This is a genomic window from Agrobacterium sp. CNPSo 3708 (assembly GCF_028674915.1).
Taxonomy (GTDB): domain Bacteria; phylum Pseudomonadota; class Alphaproteobacteria; order Rhizobiales; family Rhizobiaceae; genus Agrobacterium; species Agrobacterium cavarae.
In genome coordinates this window covers 927,982-952,335 of sequence record NZ_JAQZSF010000002.1, presented here as the reverse complement: position 1 = coordinate 952,335, position 24,354 = coordinate 927,982, and the positions used below count along the sequence as shown (strand labels likewise).

The 24,354-nt window shown below is 56.2% G+C and carries 23 protein-coding genes; 12 read left to right on the top strand and 11 right to left on the bottom strand.

Features of this window, described 5'->3' with window-relative positions; genetic code table 11:
- Positions 1-211: 211 nt before the first annotated feature.
- Positions 212-655, bottom strand: coding sequence for a PPC domain-containing DNA-binding protein (locus PVA19_RS07345; protein ID WP_274101798.1), 444 nt, complete (start codon positions 653-655; stop codon positions 212-214).
- 120 nt (positions 656-775) lie between these two features.
- On the opposite strand from PVA19_RS07345, the gene PVA19_RS07340 reads away from it, so the two are divergent.
- Positions 776-1,258: a pyridoxamine 5'-phosphate oxidase family protein gene (locus PVA19_RS07340; RefSeq protein ID WP_112520594.1), complete on the top strand. Its 483-nt coding sequence runs from the start codon at positions 776-778 to the stop codon at positions 1,256-1,258.
- A 69-nt stretch (positions 1,259-1,327) separates the two neighbouring features.
- Here PVA19_RS07340 and PVA19_RS07335 read toward each other — a convergent pair whose 3' ends face one another.
- From PVA19_RS07335 to repA, 4 genes are all read right to left on the bottom strand, one after another.
- Positions 1,328-2,701: a cytochrome P450 gene (locus tag PVA19_RS07335; RefSeq protein ID WP_443111627.1), complete on the bottom strand. Its 1,374-nt coding sequence runs from the start codon at positions 2,699-2,701 to the stop codon at positions 1,328-1,330.
- Positions 2,702-2,839: 138 nt separating this feature from the next.
- The gene (repC, locus tag PVA19_RS07330) at positions 2,840-4,105 is read right to left on the bottom strand and encodes a plasmid replication protein RepC (RefSeq protein ID WP_274101797.1); all 1,266 of its coding nucleotides are present in this window, start codon (positions 4,103-4,105) and stop codon (positions 2,840-2,842) included.
- 295 nt (positions 4,106-4,400) lie between these two features.
- Positions 4,401-5,414, bottom strand: a complete 1,014-nt coding sequence (gene repB / locus PVA19_RS07325; protein WP_274101796.1) for a plasmid partitioning protein RepB — start codon at positions 5,412-5,414, stop codon at positions 4,401-4,403.
- On the bottom strand, positions 5,411-6,625 hold the full coding sequence (repA, locus tag PVA19_RS07320; protein ID WP_082479330.1) for a plasmid partitioning protein RepA: 1,215 nt from the start codon (positions 6,623-6,625) through the stop codon (positions 5,411-5,413). The genes repB and repA overlap by 4 nt, the downstream gene beginning before the upstream one ends.
- A gap of 347 nt (positions 6,626-6,972) precedes the next feature.
- On the opposite strand from repA, the gene PVA19_RS07315 reads away from it, so the two are divergent.
- Entirely contained in the window at positions 6,973-8,397 is a 1,425-nt protein-coding gene (locus tag PVA19_RS07315) for an FAD/NAD(P)-binding protein (RefSeq protein ID WP_274101795.1), read from the top strand.
- 130 nt (positions 8,398-8,527) lie between these two features.
- On the opposite strand, the gene PVA19_RS07310 is transcribed toward PVA19_RS07315, so the two are convergent.
- Positions 8,528-9,862 carry an aspartate aminotransferase family protein gene (locus PVA19_RS07310; RefSeq protein WP_113227530.1) on the bottom strand — a complete coding sequence of 445 codons (1,335 nt, stop codon included), beginning with the start codon at positions 9,860-9,862 and terminating at the stop codon, positions 8,528-8,530.
- A 148-nt stretch (positions 9,863-10,010) separates the two neighbouring features.
- Between PVA19_RS07310 and PVA19_RS07305 the strand changes: the two genes are divergently transcribed.
- Positions 10,011-10,559, top strand: coding sequence for a cupin domain-containing protein (locus PVA19_RS07305; RefSeq protein WP_062443694.1), 549 nt, complete (start codon positions 10,011-10,013; stop codon positions 10,557-10,559).
- A 98-nt stretch (positions 10,560-10,657) separates the two neighbouring features.
- Here the strand turns inward: PVA19_RS07305 and PVA19_RS07300 are convergent, their stop codons facing one another.
- Together PVA19_RS07300 and PVA19_RS07295 are read right to left on the bottom strand one after the other, a co-directional pair.
- On the bottom strand, positions 10,658-11,269 hold the full coding sequence (locus PVA19_RS07300; RefSeq protein WP_274101792.1) for a flavodoxin family protein: 612 nt from the start codon (positions 11,267-11,269) through the stop codon (positions 10,658-10,660).
- Positions 11,270-11,370: 101 nt separating this feature from the next.
- On the bottom strand, positions 11,371-12,486 hold the full coding sequence (locus tag PVA19_RS07295) for a Gfo/Idh/MocA family protein (protein ID WP_274101791.1): 1,116 nt from the start codon (positions 12,484-12,486) through the stop codon (positions 11,371-11,373).
- 390 nt (positions 12,487-12,876) lie between these two features.
- On the opposite strand from PVA19_RS07295, the gene mbfA reads away from it, so the two are divergent.
- Positions 12,877-13,860 (top strand): iron exporter MbfA, encoded by a 984-nt coding sequence (gene mbfA / locus PVA19_RS07290; RefSeq protein WP_112359039.1) that lies wholly within the window; start codon positions 12,877-12,879, stop codon positions 13,858-13,860.
- A gap of 3 nt (positions 13,861-13,863) precedes the next feature.
- Here the strand turns inward: mbfA and PVA19_RS07285 are convergent, their stop codons facing one another.
- Positions 13,864-14,301 carry an Lrp/AsnC family transcriptional regulator gene (locus tag PVA19_RS07285; RefSeq protein WP_111847257.1) on the bottom strand — a complete coding sequence of 146 codons (438 nt, stop codon included), beginning with the start codon at positions 14,299-14,301 and terminating at the stop codon, positions 13,864-13,866.
- 134 nt (positions 14,302-14,435) lie between these two features.
- On the opposite strand from PVA19_RS07285, the gene PVA19_RS07280 reads away from it, so the two are divergent.
- Entirely contained in the window at positions 14,436-15,359 is a 924-nt protein-coding gene (locus PVA19_RS07280) for a DMT family transporter (protein ID WP_274101790.1), read from the top strand.
- A 36-nt stretch (positions 15,360-15,395) separates the two neighbouring features.
- Here PVA19_RS07280 and PVA19_RS07275 read toward each other — a convergent pair whose 3' ends face one another.
- Positions 15,396-16,010, bottom strand: coding sequence for a transglutaminase-like cysteine peptidase (locus tag PVA19_RS07275; protein WP_062423626.1), 615 nt, complete (start codon positions 16,008-16,010; stop codon positions 15,396-15,398).
- A 205-nt stretch (positions 16,011-16,215) separates the two neighbouring features.
- A complete protein-coding gene (locus PVA19_RS07270) occupies positions 16,216-17,028 on the bottom strand; it encodes an alpha/beta hydrolase (protein WP_274101789.1) in 813 nt (270 codons plus the stop codon).
- 179 nt (positions 17,029-17,207) lie between these two features.
- Between PVA19_RS07270 and infC the strand changes: the two genes are divergently transcribed.
- The 7 genes from infC to PVA19_RS07235 all read left to right on the top strand — a co-directional run bounded on the left by infC (position 17,208) and on the right by PVA19_RS07235 (position 24,312).
- A complete protein-coding gene (gene infC / locus PVA19_RS07265; protein WP_111847509.1) occupies positions 17,208-17,744 on the top strand; it encodes a translation initiation factor IF-3 in 537 nt (178 codons plus the stop codon).
- Positions 17,745-17,939: 195 nt separating this feature from the next.
- The gene (gene rpmI / locus PVA19_RS07260) at positions 17,940-18,143 is read left to right on the top strand and encodes a 50S ribosomal protein L35 (protein WP_027674722.1); all 204 of its coding nucleotides are present in this window, start codon (positions 17,940-17,942) and stop codon (positions 18,141-18,143) included.
- Positions 18,144-18,183: 40 nt separating this feature from the next.
- Positions 18,184-18,588 (top strand): 50S ribosomal protein L20, encoded by a 405-nt coding sequence (rplT, locus tag PVA19_RS07255; RefSeq protein WP_027674723.1) that lies wholly within the window; start codon positions 18,184-18,186, stop codon positions 18,586-18,588.
- A 126-nt stretch (positions 18,589-18,714) separates the two neighbouring features.
- A complete protein-coding gene (locus PVA19_RS07250) occupies positions 18,715-19,587 on the top strand; it encodes a serine/threonine protein phosphatase (protein ID WP_274101788.1) in 873 nt (290 codons plus the stop codon).
- Positions 19,580-20,662: a phenylalanine--tRNA ligase subunit alpha gene (gene pheS, locus PVA19_RS07245; RefSeq protein ID WP_274101787.1), complete on the top strand. Its 1,083-nt coding sequence runs from the start codon at positions 19,580-19,582 to the stop codon at positions 20,660-20,662. Before PVA19_RS07250 ends, pheS begins: the two co-directional genes overlap by 8 nt.
- Before the next feature lie 25 nt (positions 20,663-20,687).
- Positions 20,688-23,111 carry a phenylalanine--tRNA ligase subunit beta gene (pheT, locus tag PVA19_RS07240; RefSeq protein ID WP_274101786.1) on the top strand — a complete coding sequence of 808 codons (2,424 nt, stop codon included), beginning with the start codon at positions 20,688-20,690 and terminating at the stop codon, positions 23,109-23,111.
- 211 nt (positions 23,112-23,322) lie between these two features.
- Positions 23,323-24,312, top strand: a complete 990-nt coding sequence (locus PVA19_RS07235) for a Bug family tripartite tricarboxylate transporter substrate binding protein (RefSeq protein WP_112359035.1) — start codon at positions 23,323-23,325, stop codon at positions 24,310-24,312.
- Positions 24,313-24,354 lie beyond the last annotated feature (42 nt).

Here is a 24,354-nt window from a genome sequence, read left to right as displayed (position 1 = left end):
TGCGTCTTTTACAGGGAAAGTATTTTATAAAAATTTGATAATTGTTATATTGGCATCTGCGCTTCTTCTTAGAAGACATTGCCTATCTGAAATCAGTAGATGATCCACAACGGTGGTTAAACGCCAAGGTTTATTTAATGATTTCTTATATTGAGCTTTGAACAAGCGCTAGACGAGACATCGCCGGGGCACGCGATCCGAAGCAACCCCCTCACACATCGAGAAGGGCGATCCCCAGATCAGGCCGTTTGCGTCGACGCAAAGCGACGGCACTTTCGCGGATGATGATTTCTAATGTCGGATGAACGATGCCACTGATGAAATGCCCTCCTTTGGTTGAGCCATCGGCAAAACCGAGAACAGCATGCATGTGGACGCTGGCCTTTCCTTCGTCATCGACGGCCACATCCCCGATGGCGCTCAGAACTTCCGATTGGGTATCGACAGGAATGTCGATATAGCGTTTCTGGGTGAAGTTGAAAAAGCCGAGCTTAGCGCGTTTGAAAGCACCTATTGCGGTGAGTGAGGCTCCCGTGATGTTCTGCTCCTCGCAGAATTTGGTGATGGCGCCAAACGCCTCCTCTCCATCGTCCAGGACGAGCACGAAGTTGCGTTCGCTCCATGGATCGCTTTTACCCAGTTCTTTGCTTTGCATGTGATTGTCTCTCTGCCGATAGGACCTGAGAGAAAAATGGCCATGTGCGTTCGAAGTTCCTTGAGAGGAACGATGTCATAGCGAAGCTCGTTGAGGGAGGATCGATCAGAGGAGGGCCAGATGGCACATATCGAAGACGACACCACAAAGGTTTGGGATCTGGCTGAAAAGATCGGCTTTTGCATGCTGACAACGCAGACCGGGTCCGATCTTCGCGCACGACCCATGGCAGCGCATGCAGAGCGATTGGAGAATGCTTTTTACTTCCTCACCGATGTTGCTAGTCACAAGGATGAGGAGATCGCCCGACACCCAAATGTCTGCCTCGCCTTCGCCGACTCGAAGGGACAGAAATACGTCTCGATTTCCGGTACCGCTGAGGTTCAAAACGACCGTGAGCGGATCCGAGACCTGTGGTCAACGCCGGCAAAAGCCTGGTGGGACAGTGCGGAAGACCCGTCCATTCGCGTTCTTAAGGTCACGCCTTCCTCCGCTGAGTACTGGGACAGCCCCGGCACCGTCATTAGCTACATCAAGATGGCTGCCGCCGCCGTCAGCAACACCCGTCCAGATATGGGCGAAAACGCCAAAGTCGATATGTGAAACCATTATGGCCAGCGACGATCCGCTGGCCATTTTCTTGCGAGCCTGCACATGGCTCTCAGTCCAGTATCACACTGATGCCACCTTCATCTTCAGGCTGGTTTTTGGTCTCAGCGTTACCTTCATCAGCGGCTCGGGCGTGATGCCGTCCGTTCTCAAGCGCATCTTCTGCAAGATGACGGCCAAAACCGCGACGGCTTCCATCACGGCGAAAGCGTTGCCGATGCACACGCGCGGGCCTGCCCCGAAAGGCATATAGGCATAACGGTGCCGGGCCTTCGTCGCGTCAGTCAGGAACCTGTCGGGATCGAATTTCTCCGGTTCATTCCAGATCGCGGCGTGGTGATGGACGGCATAGATCGGAACGAACATGACGGTGCCTTCCGGCACAAGATAATCTCCAAGCTTGAAGTCCTTTAGCGCCGTTCGCGTAATGATCGGCGCTGGTGGATAAAGCCGCATTGCTTCGGAAAACACCTGCCTCGTGTAATTAAACTCCCCGATGTGCTCCGGCCTCACCTCCCCGCCTCGCGTGACCTCTTCGATTTCCGCCAACAGCCGGGCCTCACATTCGGGATTCCGCGCCAGAAGATCGAAGGTCCAGGCGAGACCAAGAGCTGTTGTTTCATGGCCGGCCGTGATGAAGGTCATGAGATTATCGATGATCTCGACATCGGTCATCATACGCCCGGTTTCGGGATCGGTCGCGGAGATCAGCATGGAAACGAGATCCTGACGATCTGACGGGTCACGCCGGCGCTCTTCCAAGACGCTCATCAGGCTCGAGCGCAAAAATTCCACCGCCCTCATGGCCCGCTGTCTTCCGGGATAGGGAGTCCAGTCCGGTGCGCCGACGACGCCAAGTGCAAAGGTCCAGCCGCTAGGGCGAAGATAATCGGTGATGCTGCGTTCAACCCGTTCAACATCAATGCCATGACCACCGGACATCATCGTTTCGACAATGATATCGAAGGTCGTCTTCATCATCTCGTGGCCGACATCGACCGTTTCACCTTGGTGGCCCAACAATCGGTCGAGCGTTTGTCTTGCAGCGTCGAGCATGGCAGGTTGAAGTGCCGTCAACGAAGATGGGCGAAACGCGCTGGCGACTGACTGGCGTTGCCATTTCCAGTGTGCCCCGTCGGCCGTCAATAGTCCTGACCCAAGCGCGGGGCCAAGTGCACGACGAACCTGATCGCCCTTTCCCAACACATCCGCATTCTTCACAAGCGCCTCATGGATCAGCGTTGGGTCGGAGATGTAGATGCTGACCCGCCCGGCGACTTTTGAAAACACCAGGGGTTCGGTGAAGACTGCAGGTGGCAGTGCTTCGAGTGGGTTGCGGATAAGCGCCAGCAGCGCTCTGGCCGTCGACGCTTCCGTCACAGGTCCCATGGGCTTCAGTGATACGCTCTGGTCGTTCAATGGGCTGCTCCTTGTCATTGCTCTTCTTGTTTCTGATATGGGAAGCCCAATGCAGATTGCGAAGGGATGGGGTGTCTACGGTACTCGTTTTGATCTCGGTCGTTGTCTTAGCTCTTGTGGTTCAGCGGGCCGAATATGCGTCATGGGAGGTGTTTTTCAGCAACGAAGTGATGCTGGAGCCAGGTTGGCTGACACTTTGGAACGAAGAAGCGCCATCAGCATCGGTTTCACACTGAAGCTGTTGCTGTGCTTCTTTTTGATCAGGCTTCGTAAATAGCCACCGGCGGAATTGATCTGTCCTGATCTCTCCAGAATACACGCTATGATTGCACTGGTAGCTTGCGGGCCTACCTGTCTCTCTGCTTCATCATAAGCCGATTGACTGATAGAGAGCATGGTTTTCACCACATTGGCTGCAGTTTTGAGGTCCATCCAACTCCTCACAGTGCCATTGGGGCCGTAAAGCGCGATCTCAGGGCATGCTCGTAGCACCGTCTGGAGATCATATTTCTCTTCGCTGAGGGTTCCCTCGCTTTTCGAGGATTGGTTTGCGTTGATCGCCAATGGATGTGCCTCCACCGTTTCCTCTTCCGGAGCGTCCGCGTTTTCCACAGGGCTGCCATCTTCAAAAGAGGATTCGGATTCTGAACTCTGTATAAGCCGCTCATTTTGATAGGCATTGGCGCTTATTTTTTCGATTTCTAGCTGTTTTTCCAAAAGCTTAGCGATATCATCCCGGATTTCGCTAAGTTCATCGAGAATAAGGTTGAGCTGCGGTGCCTTTGTCTTGCGATCCATCTTTGCAGTGATGACGATTTGACGTGCGTGAAAGACCTCCAGTCGATCTTGGTCGGTGCAGTCGGCAAGGAGTTCGATCAGTTTGACAATGTCACGCCTGCAAAGGCTGATCTTTTCACGCATGCGCTGGAGCTGAAGGCGCTCTTCTGCCAGCATTTCCGCAATGGCCTCGATTTCGTCAAAGCGTGCGATGAGAGGTGCGAGCGAGAATCCGAAAGCATCGCAGATACTGCCCGCGCGGTTCTTCCTGGCATAGCGTTTTCCGTTTGGACTGTCCTTGCGCAGAATGAGACCAGCATCTACGAGTGCTGCAAGATGCCGGCGCAATGTCTGCTCCGACATTCCATGGGCCCGCAGTGACAGTTGGTCGTTGGATGGGAAGACCACCAAACCATGTTCGTCGGATAGTTCTGTTTTCGGGTAGAAGCTAAGAAGCGCATTGAGAACGGCCAGAGACCGGTCCGAAACGCCTAGGACGGTTCTTGCTTCACAGATGCGACGGAAGAGTTTCCACTTGTCGATGGAATGTTCCGTATTGATGCGTTGAGACGCAAATTGATGTGCGAGTTGGGCATAACTAACCCCTCGGCGCCCAAAGGGCGTCGTTACAGTATCGCTATTCATGTCTTTCACCTTCAAAAAGGCAAAAGAAAATCGCTCACCGAAAAGAATTCGATGCCAAGAGTCTTGACTATGATTCGCGGAAATGAGATTCTTCGGGTGCTTAAATCAAAGAAAGGCTTCCGCGCGGCAACGTTCGGGGGCTTTTTTCTTTTGGGCCAGATGCTCCTGTTTCTGTTTCACTCGTTGGTTTCGTTAAAGCGCGTCGAATCTTGAGAAATCCGTCTCGCGCTTGGATGTCGTGTTCGAACCTGTCGCTATCGCAAAGCCTTGGTTGACCTCGCGCAACAGACGGGCACTAGTGTTTAGAGCGGTGCTCCTCAAACAGAGCCTGCAGGTGCTCCAGAACGAAAGACGCGAACTCAGGAGCTTCCCTACGGTCGATGGAGATATCGATCTTACGGTCCGTCTCGACGATCTTCGCGAGTTTTTGACCGCTCTTCGACGCCAGAACACCGCTTCGCTTGGGTTCCACCTTCGGCTTGAGATATTCCAGCAGAGCCTTGAAACGGTCTTCCGAGGCGAGCCTTTCGATGCGATCGTCCTCAAGGAAGGACCGTGCGACATCATTCACCTTGGATGACGTCAGTTGATCAGCGAGATCCATCCAGTTACGGCGGCCAACGCCAGGAGCAGGACCAACCTTGTCCACGATATCATCGGGAATGCGGCCTACGACCGACAGCATGTTGGAAAGATCGCTCTTATAGAGAGACATCGCCGCCATGATGGTCTCACGCGAAAACCTGAGCTGCAGCTTCTGTGCAAAGCGCGCTTTCTCGATGTAGCTGAGATCGCGGCGTTCGTTGTTTTCCTGGCCTTGTGCCACGACGAGCTGCTCGTCTGACAGATCACGAACGACAGCACGAACAGGAATACCGATTTCCGCGACAGCACGCAGACGACGATGTCCGAAGGCGACCTGATAGCGGCCGGGCCTATCTGGATGCGGACGAACCAGGATCGGGACCTGTTGGCCCTGCTCACGAATGGCTTCGACCAAACCCACATCTGCCTCACGCGAGGCCGGCATGCGGTCAGGGATAAAGGACGGATCGATATCGGCAGGATCAAGCGCAACGATCGCCAAGCCTTCAGCCAGCTTCTTTTCGATTTCTTCGGCACGCTTGCTGCGTTCGGAAACCTCGTTGAGTGACTGGCCTATCATTCCAACCGGCGAGTTGACCGTATCGGTAACCAGATCCGGCGAGCCGAGAATAGGCCGAATACGTGGGCGCGGACGGTCCGCAGCGGCTTCGTTGTTATCGGCATTATTGCCGCCGAGATTGGCGAAGATTTGCTTTCTGCTCATGCGGTTCTACCCCACGCTTTTTTTATCAGGCCTTCAATTTCGGCATTTACGTTAGTCATGGCTTCCAAAGCACGGTCATAAGTCGACCGGGTGAAGAGGGTCCGTTCGACTTCAAACAGGGTCTGATTGGTCAAACCGGCGTCGGAGATCGCCGTGCTCTTCAGCATTGGATGGTTTAGAACGTTCTCACCGAAGATGGAGCGGAGAAACGCTACCATCTGGTTCTGCGGTCCGTCGCTCGGTTCGAAGCGCGTCACCAGATAACGCATCCAATGGTAATCCGAACGCGCACCGGCACGGCCGATTTCAGAGAGAAGATCGCCGGTCATTGCCAGGAACTGGTTCATCGACATCACGTCGAGCATTTGCGGATGAACGGTAACGAGAACAGAGGTCGCAGCCGTCAGGGCCGAGAGTGTCAGATAGCCAAGCTGGGGAGGGCAATCGATGACAACGACGTCGTAGAAGTTCTGCACCTGAGCGATTGCCTGACCGATGCGGGCGAAGAACAAAGTGTCGCCAGGCGCGCGGCGCATCAAAGCACGAGGCGTGTCATGCTCGAACTCCATCAGTTCCAAATTGCCGGGAATGATGTGGAGGTCAGGGATGTAGGTGCCTCTGACAATTTCTGCGACGGGACGCTGTTCATCGTCGTAGCGGATAGCACCGTATAGTGTTTCGTTTGGACCGACATCCAATTCAGGCTGGTGACCGAAGAGGGCGGACAGACTGGCCTGCGGGTCAAGGTCGATGGCGAGAACGCGATAGCCGCGCAACGCCAGATATTGAGCGAGATGCGCGGAGGTGGTCGTTTTGCCTGAGCCGCCCTTGAAATTCATGACTGCGACGACCTGGAGCGCCTCACCTTCACGGCGATGCGGAAGATAGCGGCGTGTACCGCGCGCGCCCTGATCGAGGTGTTTGCGGATTGCGTGGATGTCATCGACGGAATAGCTGCGGCGGCCGCCGCTCTGCGATGCGCTGAGGTCCGGCATTTCGGCGGCGATTTGGCGAAGATAGGCCTCACCAATACCGATTAGCTTTGCTGTCTCGGAAGGTGAGAATGTACGCATGGTCTTTTCGGACAACGGCGCAAATGTGTGAGCATTGTGCGCCTGAAGCTGTGCAGACAAAGCTGCCGAATGCTGTAAGATGAGGCTCGTGAGATCGGGCGCTCTCTCAGCAATGTTGGGGTCAGCACCAGGTGTCATTTCTCTCTTTTCCGCTCGTTAGATCAGTTGCGGTTTTTTCCGTCGAAATCGGATTTTTCCGCAACTGGGATATAAGCGCCGATTCTCTTTTTGACGCAATAGGCATTTCTTAAGCCAAACATGAATCTTTTCAGCGTCATACAACGGCATTTTGAATCAGAAATAGAGTTTGGTGTCTTGGCAAAGGCGTGAGGCGGAAGCTCCATTATGCGTTCACTGTGTTAGCCGCGGCTAACCGATTTCCGCAACGCTGCCGAGCGGTACCTCAGTTCAAGTGTGTCGATGCTTTCATTTGCTTTTTGAGTCGGCGTGAGCTTTGTTGGTCATGCAATACCAAGGAGGCCAATATGATCTATGACGTCGCGGTGGTGGGATCCGGATTTTCAGCGATCAGTCTGGTGACCAATCTTTTGCAATTGCTTCCGGCAGGGACATCGATTGCCATCGTCGGCGATGATGCGAGCTTCGGAAGAGGAACGGCATATCGCACTGAACTGCATCTTCATCGGTTAAATGTACCAGCAGCGCGAATGAGCGCCTTTGTCGATCGTCCCGACGACTTTCTCAACTGGCTGAGTAGCCGAGGACGGGACGTAGACGGGTCTGGCTTTGCCAGCCGAAATGACTACGGACTCTATTTGCACGATACACTCGCCGCCCTTCTTCGAGATCAAAGGCAGCGAATCCGAGTTGACTTTATCAAGGCCAAGGCGATGTCGTGTGCAGCCATTGGTGAGGGCCGTGTCGCCTTTCGGCTTAGTGACGGAACGTCGCTGATTGCCGAAAGGGGGGTCCTGTGTCTTGGCGTCGGGACGGCAAGTTTACCGCGGCTAACTCGAGAAGCCGATATGGCGCTGCTGCGCCGCGTCGTCCGAAACCCATGGCGTCTCAACTGGCTCTCCAGAGTTCAGCCCGATGACACGATCTGTATCTTGGGGTCCGGCTTGACGATGATCGATCAGGTTTTGTCGCTCCGGAATATGGGGCATCGCGGAAAGATCCATGTGATCTCCCGCCGTGGCCTCGTCCCGCATGGTCACAGCACATCGCCCGTCACCCCGGTAGACCCGAAGCTCAATCCAGGCCGCAGCGAAATCAGTCAAATCCTGGCCGACCTTCGGCGCGTTGTAAGAGCGGGCGCGGAGTGGCGTGCCGTCATGGATGGTTTGCGTCCACAGACCCAAAAGCTCTGGCAGTCCCTGGATGAACCGAAGCGGGCGCGGTTCCTTCGCCATGCCCTTGCCTGGTGGAATATTCACCGGCACCGGGTCGCGCCGCAAGTGCATGAGGTCTTCGATGGATTGCTGAAGCAGGATGTGGTCGAAGTTCACGCTGGTTTCGTACAAAGTATTGCCAGGGCGGAGGAGGGGCCTTTCCTGACCTACCGTAAACGAGGTGAAACGGGCCAGGTCTGTTTGCCGTTCGACTGGCTGGTAAATTGTACCGGCATGGAACGAGCTGGCATTGCCCACTCTCCGCTTCTGCAGCAGATGGTCACAGACAAAATGATCGATACCGATCCACTTGGACTGGGCATCAGGGTCGATGCGCAATCTCACGTTCTCAAGCCTGATGGGCATACACAGGCTTACCTATTCGCTGTGGGTGCCTTGACAGCGGGGCAGTTTTGGGAAATTACTGCTGTGCCTGACATACGCGTGCAGACTCGCAAAGTCGCCGAATCGATCGAACAATGTACTCAAGTCGAGGCACCGCAAAGCGATCAAAATCCAACAAAAACAGCTATACGAAGTGCAGAAAGCAAAGCGTGACTTTGCTTTGATATGAGGATTTTTGTCGTTATATTACAACGGGATGAAAATTCTTAAATTTTGACTAAATCTGGTCAGATATGGTCCGGGGCGGGTTCCTCACCCCGGACATTTTTCAGAGCGTGAGCGATCACACAGCCCGCTGAAGTGCGTCCCCGATCATGGAGACGATCGTATCGATCTGGTCTTCCTCGATGATCAGTGGAGGAGAGAGCGCTATGATGTCTCCCGTAACGCGGACAAGAAGGCCCTTCTTGAAGCAATCGACAAAGACGTCGTAAGCGCGTGTCCCTGGAGCACCGTCGCGCGGGGCAAGTTCGATGGCGCCGACGAGGCCGAGATTGCGGATATCGACCACATGTGGTGCACCCTTCAGTCCATGGAGGGCATCTTCCCATTTCTGCGCCAGAGATGCCGCGCGTGTCAGAAGGCCTTCTTCCTCATAGATCTCGAGCGTCGCGATGCCGGCGGCGCAGGCAACCGGGTGGCCTGAATAGGTGTAACCGTGGAACAGTTCGATCTGGTTTTCTGGGCCGTGCATCAGCGCATCATAGACATAGCGCTTCGCGAACACCGCGCCCATCGGGATCGAGCCGTTGGTGATACCCTTGGCGGTCGTGACAAGATCCGGAACGACGCCGAAGTAATCGGTGGCGAATGGCTGACCGAGACGACCAAAGCCGGTGATGACCTCATCGAAGATCACCAGGATGCCATGCTTGTCGGCAATGGCGCGAAGCCTTTCCAGATAGCCCTTGGGTGGCAGGATCACGCCGGCCGAACCCGACATCGGTTCGACAATCACTGCGGCAATCGTCTCTGCGCCGTGAAGAGCGACGAGACGCTCCAGATCTTCCGCAAGCTCCAAACCATGCTGTGGTAGACCCTTGCTGAACGCGTTGCGTTCCAAGTCGAGTGTGTGACGCATATGGTCGGCGGGGATCTGCGGGAAGACACGGCGGTTGTTGACGAGGCCGCCAACCGAGATACCGCCGAAGCCTACGCCGTGGTAACCCTTTTCGCGACCGATGATACGGGTGCGCGTTCCCTGACCAATCGCGCGCTGATAGGCAATGGCAATCTTGAGCGCGGTATCTACGGATTCAGATCCAGAACCTGTGAAAAAGACGCGATCGAGTTCGGCTGCGGCACCGCCTGGTGCATGCGCGGCGAGCTTCTCGGCAAATTCGAAAGCGATGGGATGGCCCATCTGGAAGGTGGGCGCGAAATCCATCGTGGAGAGCTGTCGCTCGACAGCCGTCGAAATCCGCTTGCGGCCGTGGCCCGCATTCACGCACCACAAGCCTGCCGTGCCGTCGAGGATCCGGTTGCCGTCAATATCGGTGTAGTACATGCCCTCGGCACTTGCCAGCAGACGGGGTGACGCCTTGAACTGGCGGTTCGCCGTGAACGGCATCCAGAAATTGGCGAGGTTTGGCATGTTGGCTTTGGTTTGATGGTCCATGATGGTCCCCTTGACTTGGATGATGCATCCATCCGCGACTTTATGGCTGTAAACAAGTCCTTTTCTATTCAGTCCTAACCTATTGTTTTAACTGAGTAGAAGGGTGTATGTTTGCGCTATACCGAACATGTGAAACGCGGAGATTTCAATGAGCGTCGATATTGGCAACAGATTGCGTCATCTTCGGTCTATGCACAAGTTGTCGCAACGCGAGTTGGCCCGCAGGGCAGGCGTAACGAACTCGACGATTTCGCTGATCGAGTCCAATTCGGCCAATCCGTCCGTTGGTGCGCTGAAGCGGATCCTGGACGGCATCCCGATTGGCCTTGCAGAGTTTTTTGCCTTCGAGCCGGACAAGCCGCGCAAGGCTTTCTATGCTGCGGAAGAGTTGGTCGAGATCGGCAAGGGGCCGATTTCCTACCGGCAAATCGGAGATAACCTGTTCGGCAGGAGCCTGCAGATTCTCAAAGAGTGCTATCAACCCGGCGCCAGCACCGGACGTGTGCCTCTGGTACATGATGGGGAGGAGGGTGGCATCGTGCTGTCTGGCCGCCTCGAGGTCACCGTCGATGACGAGCGCCGCATTCTTGGGCCGGGCGACGCCTACTATTTCGAAAGCAGGCGCCCCCATGTTTTTCGCTGCGTTGGGCCGGTGCCCTGCGAGGTGATCAGTGCCTGCACGCCTCCGAGCTTTTAAAGAACCGATCAAGGCGCTTTTATTAGCCGACTAATTAACGGTATGATTGAGACCCGAGGCGTCACTCGCTTGATGCAGGAAGATATGAATACCCGTTCTCACGCTTCACCTGGATAGGGGTCTTCTTTGGTCAGCCTTGCCAAATGCACGGTGTTGCGGACCAGCATGTCGACGGCCTTCGTCACTGTTTCTGGGATATGCTCCAGATCGGAAAAGTTCGTGCTACCCATCGCTTCGCCCACCCAATAGGCCACCGCGTTGGGGGCGATCGTAAAGCCGACATCGTTCAGGGCCTGATAGAGTTCAGCACAGACATGATGGGCGCCATCTTCATTGCCGACAACGGCTACGGCAGCCACGCGCCCATAGGATACCATTCTGCCCGCCTCATCTGTTTCTTCAAGAAACGCGTCCATTCGCTCCAACGCACGCTTCGAAACGCTGCTGGGCTGTCCAAGCCATATTGGTGTGCCGAGGATAAGAATATCTGCGTCGAGAACCTTTTGACGAATTGCCGGCCAATCATCTCCGTCGCCCTCATCAGAGGACACGCCCGGCTTTATGTTAAAATCCGCAAGGCGGATAGTTTCGGTCTCTACGCCGTCTTTTGACATCGCCGACGCAATGAGTGCGAGCATGCGATCCGTCGATGATGGCTCGCCGCCAGATGCCTTCAAGGTTGCATTAAGCGCGATTGCTTTCAAAGCCATTGTGGTCTCCTCCAAGGTGAACATCGTCTCGTAACCGCGACACGAAAGGCTTGTTCCCGTGTCGCAGATTGCTCGTGACGCATGGAGGCGCGTGGATCTGATTACTTCGACTGGGGAATGATGCTGATCATCTCGTCTTCCGATGGTTGCTCAGCGGGGTCCAGGTGAAGCGCCTGGTCGGCTTCGACCCTGCGAGATCGTGAAGCTGCGGGTAACGTGATGGTCTCCCCAGTCTCAAGCGATCGCTCAACCGCAGCCAGGACACGCATGTCCATCAAGCCTTCCTCGCCATTCGCTTCTGGATCGCGGTCATTCAGAATGCAGTCGGAAAAATACTGCGTCTCGTTACCAAACTGGTCTACCGGCTCGAAGACGTGTTCCTTCTCCCCTTCGTCAGTGATTTCGCGGTAAGCGATCCCCATGGAAGGCCCGAACATGTAGCAGGGCGAAGCCTCGATCGTCGCCTTCGTTCCGACCAGTGTAAAGTTTTCGGCCGATGCGGTGGCGTAACTCACGGTAAACTGGGCGGTGCGCTCTTGCGGAAAAAGTAAAGTGACCGCGACCGTATCATGAAAGTTGAAGCCGCGATCTTTGGCCTTGGTTCCAACCGCGTGAACCGCGACGGGCTCGCTGCCAAAGAGGTTGCGCACTGCATTGAGCGGATAGGCACCCATGTCTGGCACAGGCCCACCCCAATAGCCGTTATGACCACGAGAGTTTTCTTCTGCGACATTCTGGGCGAAGGTTGAGGAGAAGCTGCGAAGATCACCAAAGTCGCCATTACGAGCGCGCGTGAAAAGCTCGACATTGCCGGGCTCGTGATGAAGACGGTAGGCGATCATCAGCTTGGCGCCGCTTTTTCTCTGGGCTGCCAGGATCTGTTCAGCCTCCTCGACACTCGACGCCATCGGCTTTTCCAGAAGCACGTGAATGCCGGCCTCGAGAGCGGCAACGGCGAATGGGGCGTGACGGAAGTTTGGGGTGGCAACATAAACGGCGTCGATTTCGCCGGACTTCAGCAGCTCATCATATTGCTCATATGACCAGGGTTTTATTCCGTAAAGTTTTGCAAGCTTGTCCGCTTTCACCGGATCACCGGTCACAAGCGCTGCCAGCTCGGAATTATTGGTTTGCTTGATGCCGGGCATAAAGGCCTGCTGTGAGATTTGGCCTCCGGCGACGACGGCGTAACGGATTTTCTTTTCTGGTGATGGCATTGCGCTCTCGAAACTCGCTTGATTGGGGAGCAACGCAGCCGGATGCGGCATTGCCAATGAGGAATGCCGAACCTTCAGCAATGTTCCGGATCAAGGACATGATGGTCTGCCCCAAGCGTGTCGGATCCGGATTCCGTTTGGCAGTCGGTACAATAAACCGGGTGCTGCGAATGGGTTGATGGCTGTTGGGTCAACGTGCTGCCTGCGCTTGTGTTTTGTGGCGCTTTGCTCGCATCCCATCATTGGTCGAATACCGGCGGCACCATTGGTGTGCGAGACATGTCCTTGCGCTTTCCGGCCATGCAAAAAGACCTACTTAGAATTATTCTAAAACGACTTGCGAAGCACGGATCACAGGAGTAATTAGAATCATTCTAAAAGGATGGCACCATGTTCCGCAGTCTCTTCTCTTCCTCCAAACGTCCCTTCTCCTCTCTCAACGAGCAGGAAATCCTTGCTCTGGCCATCTCGTCGGAAGAGGATGATTCACGGATCTACCGGTCCTATGCAGATCATTTGCGCGCTCAATATCCGCAATCCGCCAAGATTTTCGACGACATGGCTGAAGTGGAGCACGCGCACCGCAATGTCCTGATCGACATGCACAAGCGCCGCTTTGGCGATGTCATTCCGCTTATTCGGCGCGAGCATGTGCGCGGCTTTTATGAGCGCAAGCCGGACTGGTTGATCAATACGCTGTCGCTAGACCATATTCGCGAGCAGGCTGAAGAGATGGAGCAGCAGGCCATTCGCTTCTACGACGAGGCAATCCGCCACGTGACCGATGCAGAAACCCGCAAGCTTCTCGGCGATCTGGCCGAAGCGGAGCGGGGACATGAAGACATTGCCGGCATGCTCAGCGACAAGCATCTTCCCGAAGATGCGCGATCGGAAGAAGATGAGACCTCCAAGCGCCAGTTCTTGCTGACCTATGTGCAGCCGGGCCTAGCGGGCCTGATGGACGGCTCGGTGTCGACGCTTGCGCCGATCTTTGCCGCAGCTTTCGCCACCCAGGATACATGGCAGACCTTTCTGATCGGTCTTTCCGCCTCGGTCGGTGCTGGCATTTCCATGGGCTTTACCGAAGCCGCTCATGATGACGGCAAGCTTTCAGGACGCGGATCGCCGATAAAGCGCGGCCTGGCGTCCGGCATCATGACGGCTGTCGGCGGTCTTGGTCACGCGCTTCCCTACCTCATTCCGCACTTCTGGACGGCAACCGCGATTGCCGCCGTGGTCGTGTTCATCGAGTTGTGGGCGATTGCCTTCATCCAGAACAGGTTCATGGAAACACCGTTTCTGCGCGCCGTGTTTCAGGTGGTCCTCGGCGGCTCGCTGGTTCTGGCGGCCGGCATTATCATCGGGCACGGATAAATTTCAGGACAGAGGAAGCAGCCGGCGTTTGACCGGCTGCAGCTTCACGATCGATGTGTTGGTTTCCGCCTTGTCGGCAATCCGATCGAGGATGGTGTCCAACTCCTCTATCGAGCGGACATGCAGACGGGCAATGAAGCAATCGTCTCCCGTCACCTTGTCGCATTCCGAAATCTCAGGGATTGCCTCGATGAGTTGCTGAACAACATGCAGCTTGCCAGGCAAGGGACGAACACGAATGATGGCCTGGAGCGTGAACCCGATACTCGCCGGGTCTATTTCCACTGTAAAGCCACGGATGACGCCCCGTTCTTCCAGCCGCTTGATCCGCTCGGATGTACTCGGTGCCGACAGTCCCACATGCTGCGCGAGATCCTTGACAGACATTCTCCCGTCATTCGACAGAAGCTCCAGAATGCGCTTATCGACATCGTCGAGCATAGGCTTTGTCCTTTAAAGCGAAGGCCAATCCCAGCCTTCTTTTGATAGGAATTGTTGAGGTAAAGCCTTTTAAAATTCAAGGCAATCTCCCATCAAGTCCATTAGGATCCATGCATCACAATGAGGGCCTGACCATGACTGAAAAGATGCGCGGCGTAATTGAAAAGGCAAGCGCGATGGTGATTTCCGGCACCATCGGCCTGTTTGTTGTCTTGTCCGGCCAACCGGTGACGAGCGTCGTATTTTGGCGCTGCGTTTTCGGCGCGGCGATCCTGCTGCCGATCTGCGCAGCAATGGGATTTTTCAGGCTCGGTATCATGTCGCGCAAACAGTTGGGTTTCGCAGTGCTCGGCGGAATCGCGATTGTCACGAACTGGCTGCTGTTATTCGCCGCCTATCCACGCGCTTCAATTTCGATTGCGACTGCGGTCTACAATACCCAACCCTTTATGCTGGTGGCCATGGGCGCTGTCTTCCTGTCCGAGCGGCTGACGCTCAATAAGATGGTGTGGCTCGCCATCTCGTTTGTCGGCACGCTGGCCATCATCTATGCGAAGCCCGGTGTCGGATATTCTGGTGAAAACTATCTCGCCGGAATTGCGCTCGCTCTCGCCGCCGCCTTCTTCTATGCGGTGGCCGCCATCATCGCCAAGACACTGAAGGGCGTTCCGCCGCAACTGATCGCGCTCATTCAGGTGGTCACCGGCATTTTTCTGCTCCTGCCATTTTCGGCAGACGGTCCTCGCATCGAGGCACAGGCATGGATGATGTTGGTGACGCTTGGCGTCGTTCACACCGGACTGATGTATATTCTGCTCTATGGCGCAATCCAGAAATTGCCGACCAACCTCACCGGCTCCCTGTCCTTCATCTATCCGGTGGCGGCGATCATGATTGATCGTATTGCCTTCGGCCATCACCTGCAGCCACTGCAGATCATCGGCGTGGTCGCCATTCTTGCGGCCGCAGCAGGTTCGACATTGGGCTGGTCTGTTGTTCCCCGCCTGAAAGAAAAGCGCGACGCCTCAGGTGACACATCACGTTCTGCGTTTCGATAAGGCGATACCTAAGCGGTGTTTGCCAATGCTGTCTGTTTAGCGCAGTGCGCCAACCAGAACATCACGGCCATCTTCGATGGAGACCCAGCGACCGGTGTTGAAGGAAGCCTGACGCTTCAAATAGGTGTAGTTGGTGTCGGTCCACAGCTTCACTTCGTTCGACAAATTGTCGAGGATGAAATCGCCGTCATTGGTCCGCACGGTCAACACGGCGTGGCCTTCGCCATCGGGCTTGCGCACGACGGTGATGAGAAGATCGGAGACGGCAAAGCCCTTCTCGATCAGCTTCTTGCGCTTCAACAGCACGAAGTCTTCGCAATCGCCTGCGGTCTTGGGATATTCCCAATATTCGTCCTTGCCATAGACTTCCTGGTCGGTCATGGCGACGATGGTGGTATTCACTTCAGTGTTGATGTCGCGAATGACAGTCCAGCCATAATCCGTCACGCGAGGAGCGGGTGTCAGCTTGCTGCGGATATCGCATTCGGATGCGTATCTCTGGCAGAATTCGTAATGGCCGATCGGCTGCGATGTAATGCCGCCCGTCACCATGGCCGGGCTGCCTTTGTTTTCAGCCTGCACGGAGGCCGCAGAAAGTAGTCCGGCCGCCACTGCAATGAGCAGCGCCCGTGCCTGCGATGCATTCATCATCAAACCCGTCCCTTGAAGTCTTAATAAAGTGTTAAGAGAGATCAGGGGTAAGTGTCAATCGGAAGCGGGCTTTCTATGAACGCAAGATGAATATTATGGTTAAGAGCGTTGCCGACATGCTTAAAGCATCGGCCCGAAGATCGAAATCGATTTTCGGAAAGAACGGCGCATCGATTCAAAGGAGTAGAGCATTCTTTGTGCGCCCTTAAAGACGCGCGGTGCCCGAAGCTACGAGGCTTTTGACCGCACTGAGCATTCTTTCGATGTCCTGGGGACGCGAAAGCCGATGGTCGCCATCACGGATAAGGCTCAAGACCACATCGTCGGCAGGCAGGTGTTCCATCAGTCGCAGGGCATGTTGGTACGGAACGTCGTCGTCGTGCATGCCCTGCAGAATATGAACGGGGCAGCCGGTATCGATCACGCCCTTCAAAACCAGATTTTTGCGGCCGTCCTCCATCAGATCGCGGGTGAAGATGTTGGGCTCGGGGCTGTATTCCGATGGCTCTTCGAAATAGCCGCGCTCGGTAAGCGACGCCTGTTCAGCTTCCGTCAGATTGGGCTCGATCAATTCCGCAGTAAAGTCCGGCGCTGGCGCAATAAGGACAAGACCTGAAACGTTCGGGCCCTTGCCGCGCTTGCGCAGTTCCTCAATCAGTCTGAGTGCGATCCATCCACCCATGGACGAACCGATCAGAATGACGCTTTTAGGTGCCTTGTCATCCAGAACGGCAAGAGATTCCTCCAGCCATCGTGAAATGGTGCCGTCTCTGAACTCGCCTTTCGATGCGCCATGACCAGAATAATCGAAGCGGATGCAGGCGAGCCCCTCCTGTTGCGCAAAACGATCGAGCTCGACAGCCTTCGTGCCTGTCATGTCGGAGCGGTAGCCCCCGAGCCAGACGAGGGCAGGGCGATGATCCGACGTTTGAGCCGATCGAGACAGGATGGCGATCTCGCGCGCGGCGTCACCTTCACCGACGACAATATACTGTGGGGCTTCGTGTGGCTGCGTCATCTTATTCTCCATACGTTTCTTTCCCCTGTAGACCAGATTCGTAAAAACCACGACAGGAGGTGATTTTTTTGCAAAGCCATGCTATTGACTTCCCAGAGGCGTTCACGACATTTCAGCCATTTGCACCGACAAGCTGTTTTTGCCGACGCGATATCGAAACAGATCAGGAGAATACGACCATTCGCAGACCGTTCAAAGCCGATGCCCCCGTCAAGGAAGGCCCGCGCTCCAACAGGGAAATTCGCATTCCCAAAATTCAGCTGATTGATGAAGAAGGCCAGAACCTCGGCGTGATGCCGACGGACCAGGCGTTGAAGATGGCGGAAGAGGCCGGTCTTGATCTTGTCGAGATTTCGCCGAATGCAGAACCGCCTGTTTGCAAAATTCTCGATCTCGGTAAGCTGAAATATTCGACGCAGAAGAAGGCGGCCGAAGCGCGCAAAAAGCAGAAGATCGTCGAGGTCAAAGAAATCAAGATGCGTCCGAACATCGACACCCATGACTATGAGGTGAAGATGAAGGCGATGAACCGTTTCTTCGAAGAAGGCGACAAGGTGAAGGTAACGCTGAAGTTCCGTGGCCGCGAAATGGCTCACCAGGAACTCGGCATGAAGCTGCTGCAGCAGGTGAAGGAAGATACCTTGACAATCGCCAAGGTGGAAGCCGAGCCGAAGCTGGAAGGCCGCCAGATGATGATGGTGCTTGCACCGAAGTAATGCTTGGGCGCGCTGACATCGAGGTCGGCGTTTTCCACTCTCGCAGGGGAAGTTTGGCTTCCCCGTTGCGCTTTCTCATAACTGCGGTTATAAGCGCGCGTCCGAACGGTCCGGCAGGGCATGCCGTGGCCGTTCTTGAATAGCTTGAAGCGGGCTTCGTCTGCCTGTTTCGATACAAAATAACGGAGTAGCAAAATGCCCAAGATGAAGACGAAATCCGCTGCAAAAAAGCGGTTCAAGATCACTGGCACCGGCAAGGTTCTCGCAGCCGCCGCCGGTAAGCGCCACGGCATGATCAAGCGTTCCAACAAGTTCATTCGCGACGCGCGCGGAACCATGGTTCTGGCCGAAGCTGACGGCAAAAAAGTCGTCAAGAACTACCTGCCGAACGGTCTCTAAGACTCTTCCGCATTTTTGGACACTTTAAGGAGATCATGACATGGCACGCGTAAAACGTGGCGTAACTTCCCGCGCCAAGCACACCAAGACACTCAAGGCAGCCAAGGGCTTCTACGGCCGTCGCAAGAACACCATCCGTGCAGCAAAGGCAGCGGTTGACCGTTCCAAGCAGTACGCTTACCGCGACCGCAAGGTCAACAAGCGTAACTTCCGCGCTCTGTGGATCCAGCGTATCAACGCTGCTGTCCGCGAATTCGGCCTGACCTATGGCCGCTTCATCGACGGCCTGAACAAGGCTGGCATCGAAGTTGACCGTAAGGTTCTGTCCGACATGGCTATCCATGAGCCGGCAGCTTTCGGCGCGCTCGTCGACGCCGCGAAGAAGGCTCTTGAGTACCTCAAGGATGCAGGTACGGCCAACGAGTTTGAATCCGCTGTAAAGTAATTACGGCGCGGACAAATTGTTGTTCATTTGAAACCCGCGCCGGGCAACCGGGGCGGGTTTTACGTTTGAAAATGCTTCCTTTTCAGAAGGAAGCCCTCTGGGCGCTTTGGCGCCGACGGGACTATCATGCTTCAGGCTGCCAATGCGAGCGAGAGGGAAAAGGGCTTCCATGTTCATCTGGAAGACGCCGATATTGCTGCGCTCATGCAGACCCTGTTGATGAGCGAAAAGCGCATTCAGCGACTGGAGCTGAGTTCCGGCGCCGTCTGGATCAAGCGTCAAGGCACGGAAGAACCACGGTGGTGGAGCAAGTTGCAGGGCTTTGCTGCCCGCCTTCTTCCATACGCGTTCCTCAGACCCTCCCCGGTGCTTTCACCTGTCGAGATGATGGCGCGCGAAAAGCGCCGGATGATCGAGTTCGGCAATGCGGGCTTCACCGTTCCGGCGATCATCTATTCCTCCGATACCGCCATCGTGCTGGAGGATGTGGGGCCGACCATCCAGGGCATCGTGGCGCGCAAGGCAAGCGAAGGACATCCCGACCGGTTGCTGGTTCAGTCGGCGATCGAACTTGGCGAGCTTCACGCCGCCGGTCTTTGCCATGGGCGCCCGCATATTCGCGATTTCTTTCTCAAAGGTGGCCGGATCGGCTTCATGGATTTCGAGGAAGAGCCGCAGGCGGTCATGCCGCTTGCCAGCGCTCAGGCGCGTGACCTGTGGCTGCTGTTCTTGCCGCTGAGCGCCTTTGCCGAAAACACCGATGCAACGCTTGGCGCTGCCTATCGCGGATGGTCCGCCCATGCACCACAGGCGACCATCGATGAATTGCGTCGCCTGGTGCGTGTGCTTGGCCGATTTTTGCCGCTCGCCCGGTTGATTGGCCGCGTGCAGATGGGTAGTGATCTGCGACGCTTTATCGTGGCGACCGACTTTCTAAAGAATGCTGTTGAAACCGATGTCGGGGCCAAGACCTCCGGCAGGGCAGGAAAAGATGACTGAACTGGACACTTTGAAATCGCAACTGATGTCGGAGATCGCTGCGGCGGCGGACGAGGCGGCCATCGAGGCCGTGCGCCTGTCGGCGCTTGGCAAGAAGGGCTCGGTTTCCGAGCTGCTGAAAACGCTGGGCACCATGACGCCGGAAGAGCGCCAGACACGCGGCGCCGCCATCAACCAGCTGAAGAATGAAGTGACGGACTTCCTCACCGCTCGCAAGAGCGAGCTGAAGGATGCAGCCATCGAAGCGCGGCTGAAGGCCGAGACGCTCGACGTCAGCTTACCCGTTCGTCAGTCTCCTGCCGAACGCGGCCGCATTCATCCGATCAGCCAGATCGTCGATGAGATCACGGCGATCTTCGCCGATATGGGCTTCTCCATTGCCGAAGGCCCGGATATCGAAACCGACTATTATAACTTCACGGCGCTGAACTTCCCGGAAGGCCACCCCGCCCGCGAAATGCACGACACCTTCTTCTTCCAGCCGGATGAGAACGGTGAGCGCAAGGTTCTGCGCACGCACACCTCGCCGGTTCAGGTGCGCACCATGGAAGCACAGAAGCCGCCGGTCCGTATCGTCATTCCCGGCAAGACCTACCGCCAGGATTCCGATGCCACCCATTCGCCGATGTTCCACCAGGTCGAAGGCCTGGTGATCGACAAGAAAGCGCATGTCGGAAACCTTCGCTGGATTCTCGAAGAGTTCTGCAAGACCTTCTTCGAGGTCGATAGCGTCGTCATGCGCTTCCGCCCGTCCTTCTTCCCCTTCACCGAGCCGAGCTTCGAAGTGGATATCCAGTGCGACCGCTCCGGCCCGATAATCAAGTTCGGCGAAGGCAAGGACTGGATGGAGATCCTCGGCTGCGGCATGGTGCACCCCAATGTGCTGCGCGCCGGTGGGCTCGATCCGGATGAGTATCAGGGCTTTGCCTGGGGCATGGGTCTCGACCGCATCGCCATGCTGAAATACGGCATGCCGGACCTGCGCGATTTCTTCAACGCCGATGTTCGCTGGATGAACCATTACGGCTTCCGCCCGCTCGACATGCCGACGCTGTTCGGCGGTCTGAGCGTCTGATCGGTCAAGTCGAGGAGTATATAGTATGAAATTCACGCTCTCTTGGCTAAAAGAGCATCTCGATACGGATGCCTCTCTGGAGCAGATCTGCGAACGACTGACGGCAATCGGTCTCGAGGTCGAGGATGTCGACGACAAGGCGGCTTACAAGCCCTTCGTCATCGCAAAGGTTCTGTCGGCGGAAAAGCATCCGGAAGCGGATCGCCTGAAGGTGCTGTCGGTGGATGCCGGTGACGGCAAGCCGGTGCAGATCGTTTGCGGGGCGCCAAATGCGCGCGCCGGCCTCGTTGGCGCCTTGGCGCGTCCTGGGACTTATGTTCCGGGCATCGATGTGACGCTTTCCGTCGGCAAGATCCGCGGTGTCGAAAGCCACGGCATGATGTGTTCCGAAAAGGAACTCAACATATCCGACAATCACGATGGCATCATCGATCTGCCGGAAGATGCGCCGGTCGGCACGTCTTTCGCGTCCTATGCCGGGCTTGATGATCCGGTCATCGAGATCAACCTCACGCCGAACCGTCCGGATTGCACCTCGATCTATGGCATCGCACGTGATCTGGCGGCCTCCGGTCTCGGCACGTTGAAGACGCGGTCTGCACCGAGCTTCAAGGTCGAGGGCGCAACGCCGGTCGATGTCAAGCTGGAGCTTGATGATGCGGCTCTCTGCCCGGGCTTTTCGCTTCGCATCGTGCGCGGCGTGAAGAATGGCCCCAGCCCGAAGTGGATGCAGCAGCGCCTGCTGGCAATCGGCCTGCGCCCGATCAACGCACTGGTCGACATTACCAACTACATGACCTTCGATCAGGGCCGCCCTATGCACGTCTTCGATGCGGCGAAAGTCAAGGGCGATCTCGTCGTGCGACGCGCGAAAGAAGGCGAAACGATCCTTGCCCTCGATCAGCGTGAATACAAGCTCGGTCCAAACAATGTGGTGATTGCCGACGACAACGGGCTCGAGTCCATCGGCGGTGTCATGGGCGGCGAACATTCCGGCTGCGACGAGAATACCGTCGATGTGCTGATTGAGTCGGCACTTTGGGATCCGATCAACATCGCCAAGACCGGACGTTCTCTCGGCATCATTACCGATGCGCGCTATCGTTTCGAACGCGGCGTCGATCCGGAATATATGGTGCCGGGCCTCGAGCGCACGACGGAACTGGTGCTCGAGCTTTGCGGCGGCGTTGCCGGAGATGCCAAGGTCGTCGGCTACAAGGGCTTCGAGCCGAAGTGGATTGATTTCCCACTCTCCGAGGTGAAGCGCCTCACGGGTCTCGAGGTTTCGGCGGAAGAAAGCCTTGCTATCCTCAAAGGTCTCGGTTTCGGCATCGAAGGCTTCGGCGAGCGTGTTTCCGTGTCGGTGCCCTCATGGCGTCCGGACGTCGATGGCAAGGCGGATCTGGTGGAAGAGGTCATGCGCATCCACGGCGTCGACAACATCAAGCCGGAACCGCTTGAGAGCGTTGGCGCCATCAACGGGCGCATTTTGACGACGCTGCAGATCCGCACGCGCACCGCGCGCCGCGCACTTGCGAGCCGTGGCATGCTCGAGGCCGTCACCTGGTCCTTCATTCCGGAATCGCAGGCGAAGCTCTTCGGCGGCGGCTCCTCCGCGCTCAAGCTCGCCAACCCGATTGCTGCCGATATGTCCGACATGCGGCCATCCCTGCTTCCCGGTCTCTTGACCGCAGCCCAGCGCAATGCCGACAAGGGCTATGGCGATGTGGCGATTTTCGAAGTGTCGGGTACCTATGAAGGCGATACGCCGGAGGGCCAGCGGCGCGTCGCCGGTGGCGTTCGCCGTGGCACCGCATCGCTTGCCGGTGCAGGCCGCATGTGGTCGAACACAGCAAAGGGCGGCGGAAAGCCCGTCGATGTCTATGATGCCAAGGCTGATGCGCTTGCCGTGATCGAAGCCTGCGGTTTGCCGATGGCGAATGTGCAGATCGAGGCCGGTGCTCCGTCCTGGTACCATCCTGGCCGTTCCGGCACGATCAAGATGGGTCCGAAGGTCGTTCTTGGTTACTTCGGCGAGTTCCATCCGAAGACACTCGGCGCTTTGGATATCTCCGGTGCCTATTGCGGCTTCGAGATTTATCTCGACGCCATGCCAGAACCGAAGAAGAAGGCAACGCGCACCAAGCCGGCGCTGGAGCTTTCACCGTTCCAAGTGGTGAAACGCGACTTCGCTTTCGTGGTCGACAAGTCGGTCGAGGCGGGCGCCATCATAAAGGCGGCAACCAGCGCCGATCGCAAGCTCGTCACCGGCGTCAACGTCTTCGACGTCTTCGAAGGCGCGTCGCTCGGTGAGAATAAGAAGTCGATTGCGATCGAAGTTCAGATCCAGCCGATGGACAAGACCCTGACGGATGAGGACTTCGAAGCCTTGACCGCAAAGATCGTCGGTAATGTCGAAAAGACAACGGGCGGCGTGCTTCGCGCGTAATCCTGTGCTTCATGTGATGATGCTGAAAAACCCGCTTTCATGGCGGGTTTTTTATTGCTCAGATTATACATCCAAATATAAGAAACGCGTCATACGTGTATTTCATAACAAATTGACTCCTGAAAAAGCTCAGATCGCATGTAGAGGTTGCTACGGTCGTTGCTTTTAGTACTATGCCTCCCAGGCCGTTGGGCCGTGAGGAGGAGATTTTATGGCAATTGGATTTTTGAAACGACGTGCAGCTTTGATGCTTGCTGCATCTGCGGCAGCTTTGTTGACGTTTAACACGGCTGCTTATGCCGAAGGCTTTCCTGAGCGCGCGATCACGCTCGTCGTGCCTTTTGCGGCAGGCGGCTCGACCGATGTCGTTGCACGTGTGATTGCGCAGAAAATGGGCGATGCTCTTGGTCAGCAGATCGTCGTGGAAAATGTCGGCGGGGCAGGTGGCAATCTCGGTGCCGACCGCGTCGCCCGTGCCGAGCCCGATGGATACACGATCCTCATGGGCACGGTTGCGACACATGCGCTCAACCCGTTGATCCTCAAGACGAAGCCATATGATCCCGAAAAAGATTTCGCGCCGATTTCTCTTCTGGTTATCGTGCCTAACGTGCTCGTGGTCAATCCGCAGCTGCCCGTCAACAACGCGGCCGAACTGATCGCGCTTCTGAAAAAGGAGCCAGATAAACACGCTTATGCCTCTTCCGGCAACGGCACGCCGCTTCACCTTTCCGGCGAACTGTTCAAGAGCATGGCCGGGGTTGAGATGCAGCACGTGCCTTACAAGGGTTCCGGTCCGGCCTTGAATGACCTTCTCGGTAACCAGATCTCGATCATGTTCGACAATTTGCCGTCCTCTTCTGCCCATATCAAATCTGGAACCTTGAAGGCTCTGGGTGTGACGACGGCGGAGCGAGCTTCCTCATTCCCAGATGTGCCGACAATTGCCGAAACCGTGCCTGGTTACGAAACCTATACTTGGAACGCACTTTTCGCACCGGCCGGGACGCCGCCTGAGGCAATCGCCAAGCTGAATGAGGCTGCCAAAACGGCACTGTCCGATCCGGATGTGGCAAAGCGCATGGCGGATTTCAGCGCTAAAATCGTCGGTTCGTCGCCGGAGGAGCTGAAGACCCACGTGTCGGAAGAGATTGCCAAATGGGGTCCGGTGGTGAAGGAAGCCAACGTTCAGATGGACTAAGGCCAGTACAGCCTCGCGATGGATCGTCTTCCCCAGTATCTC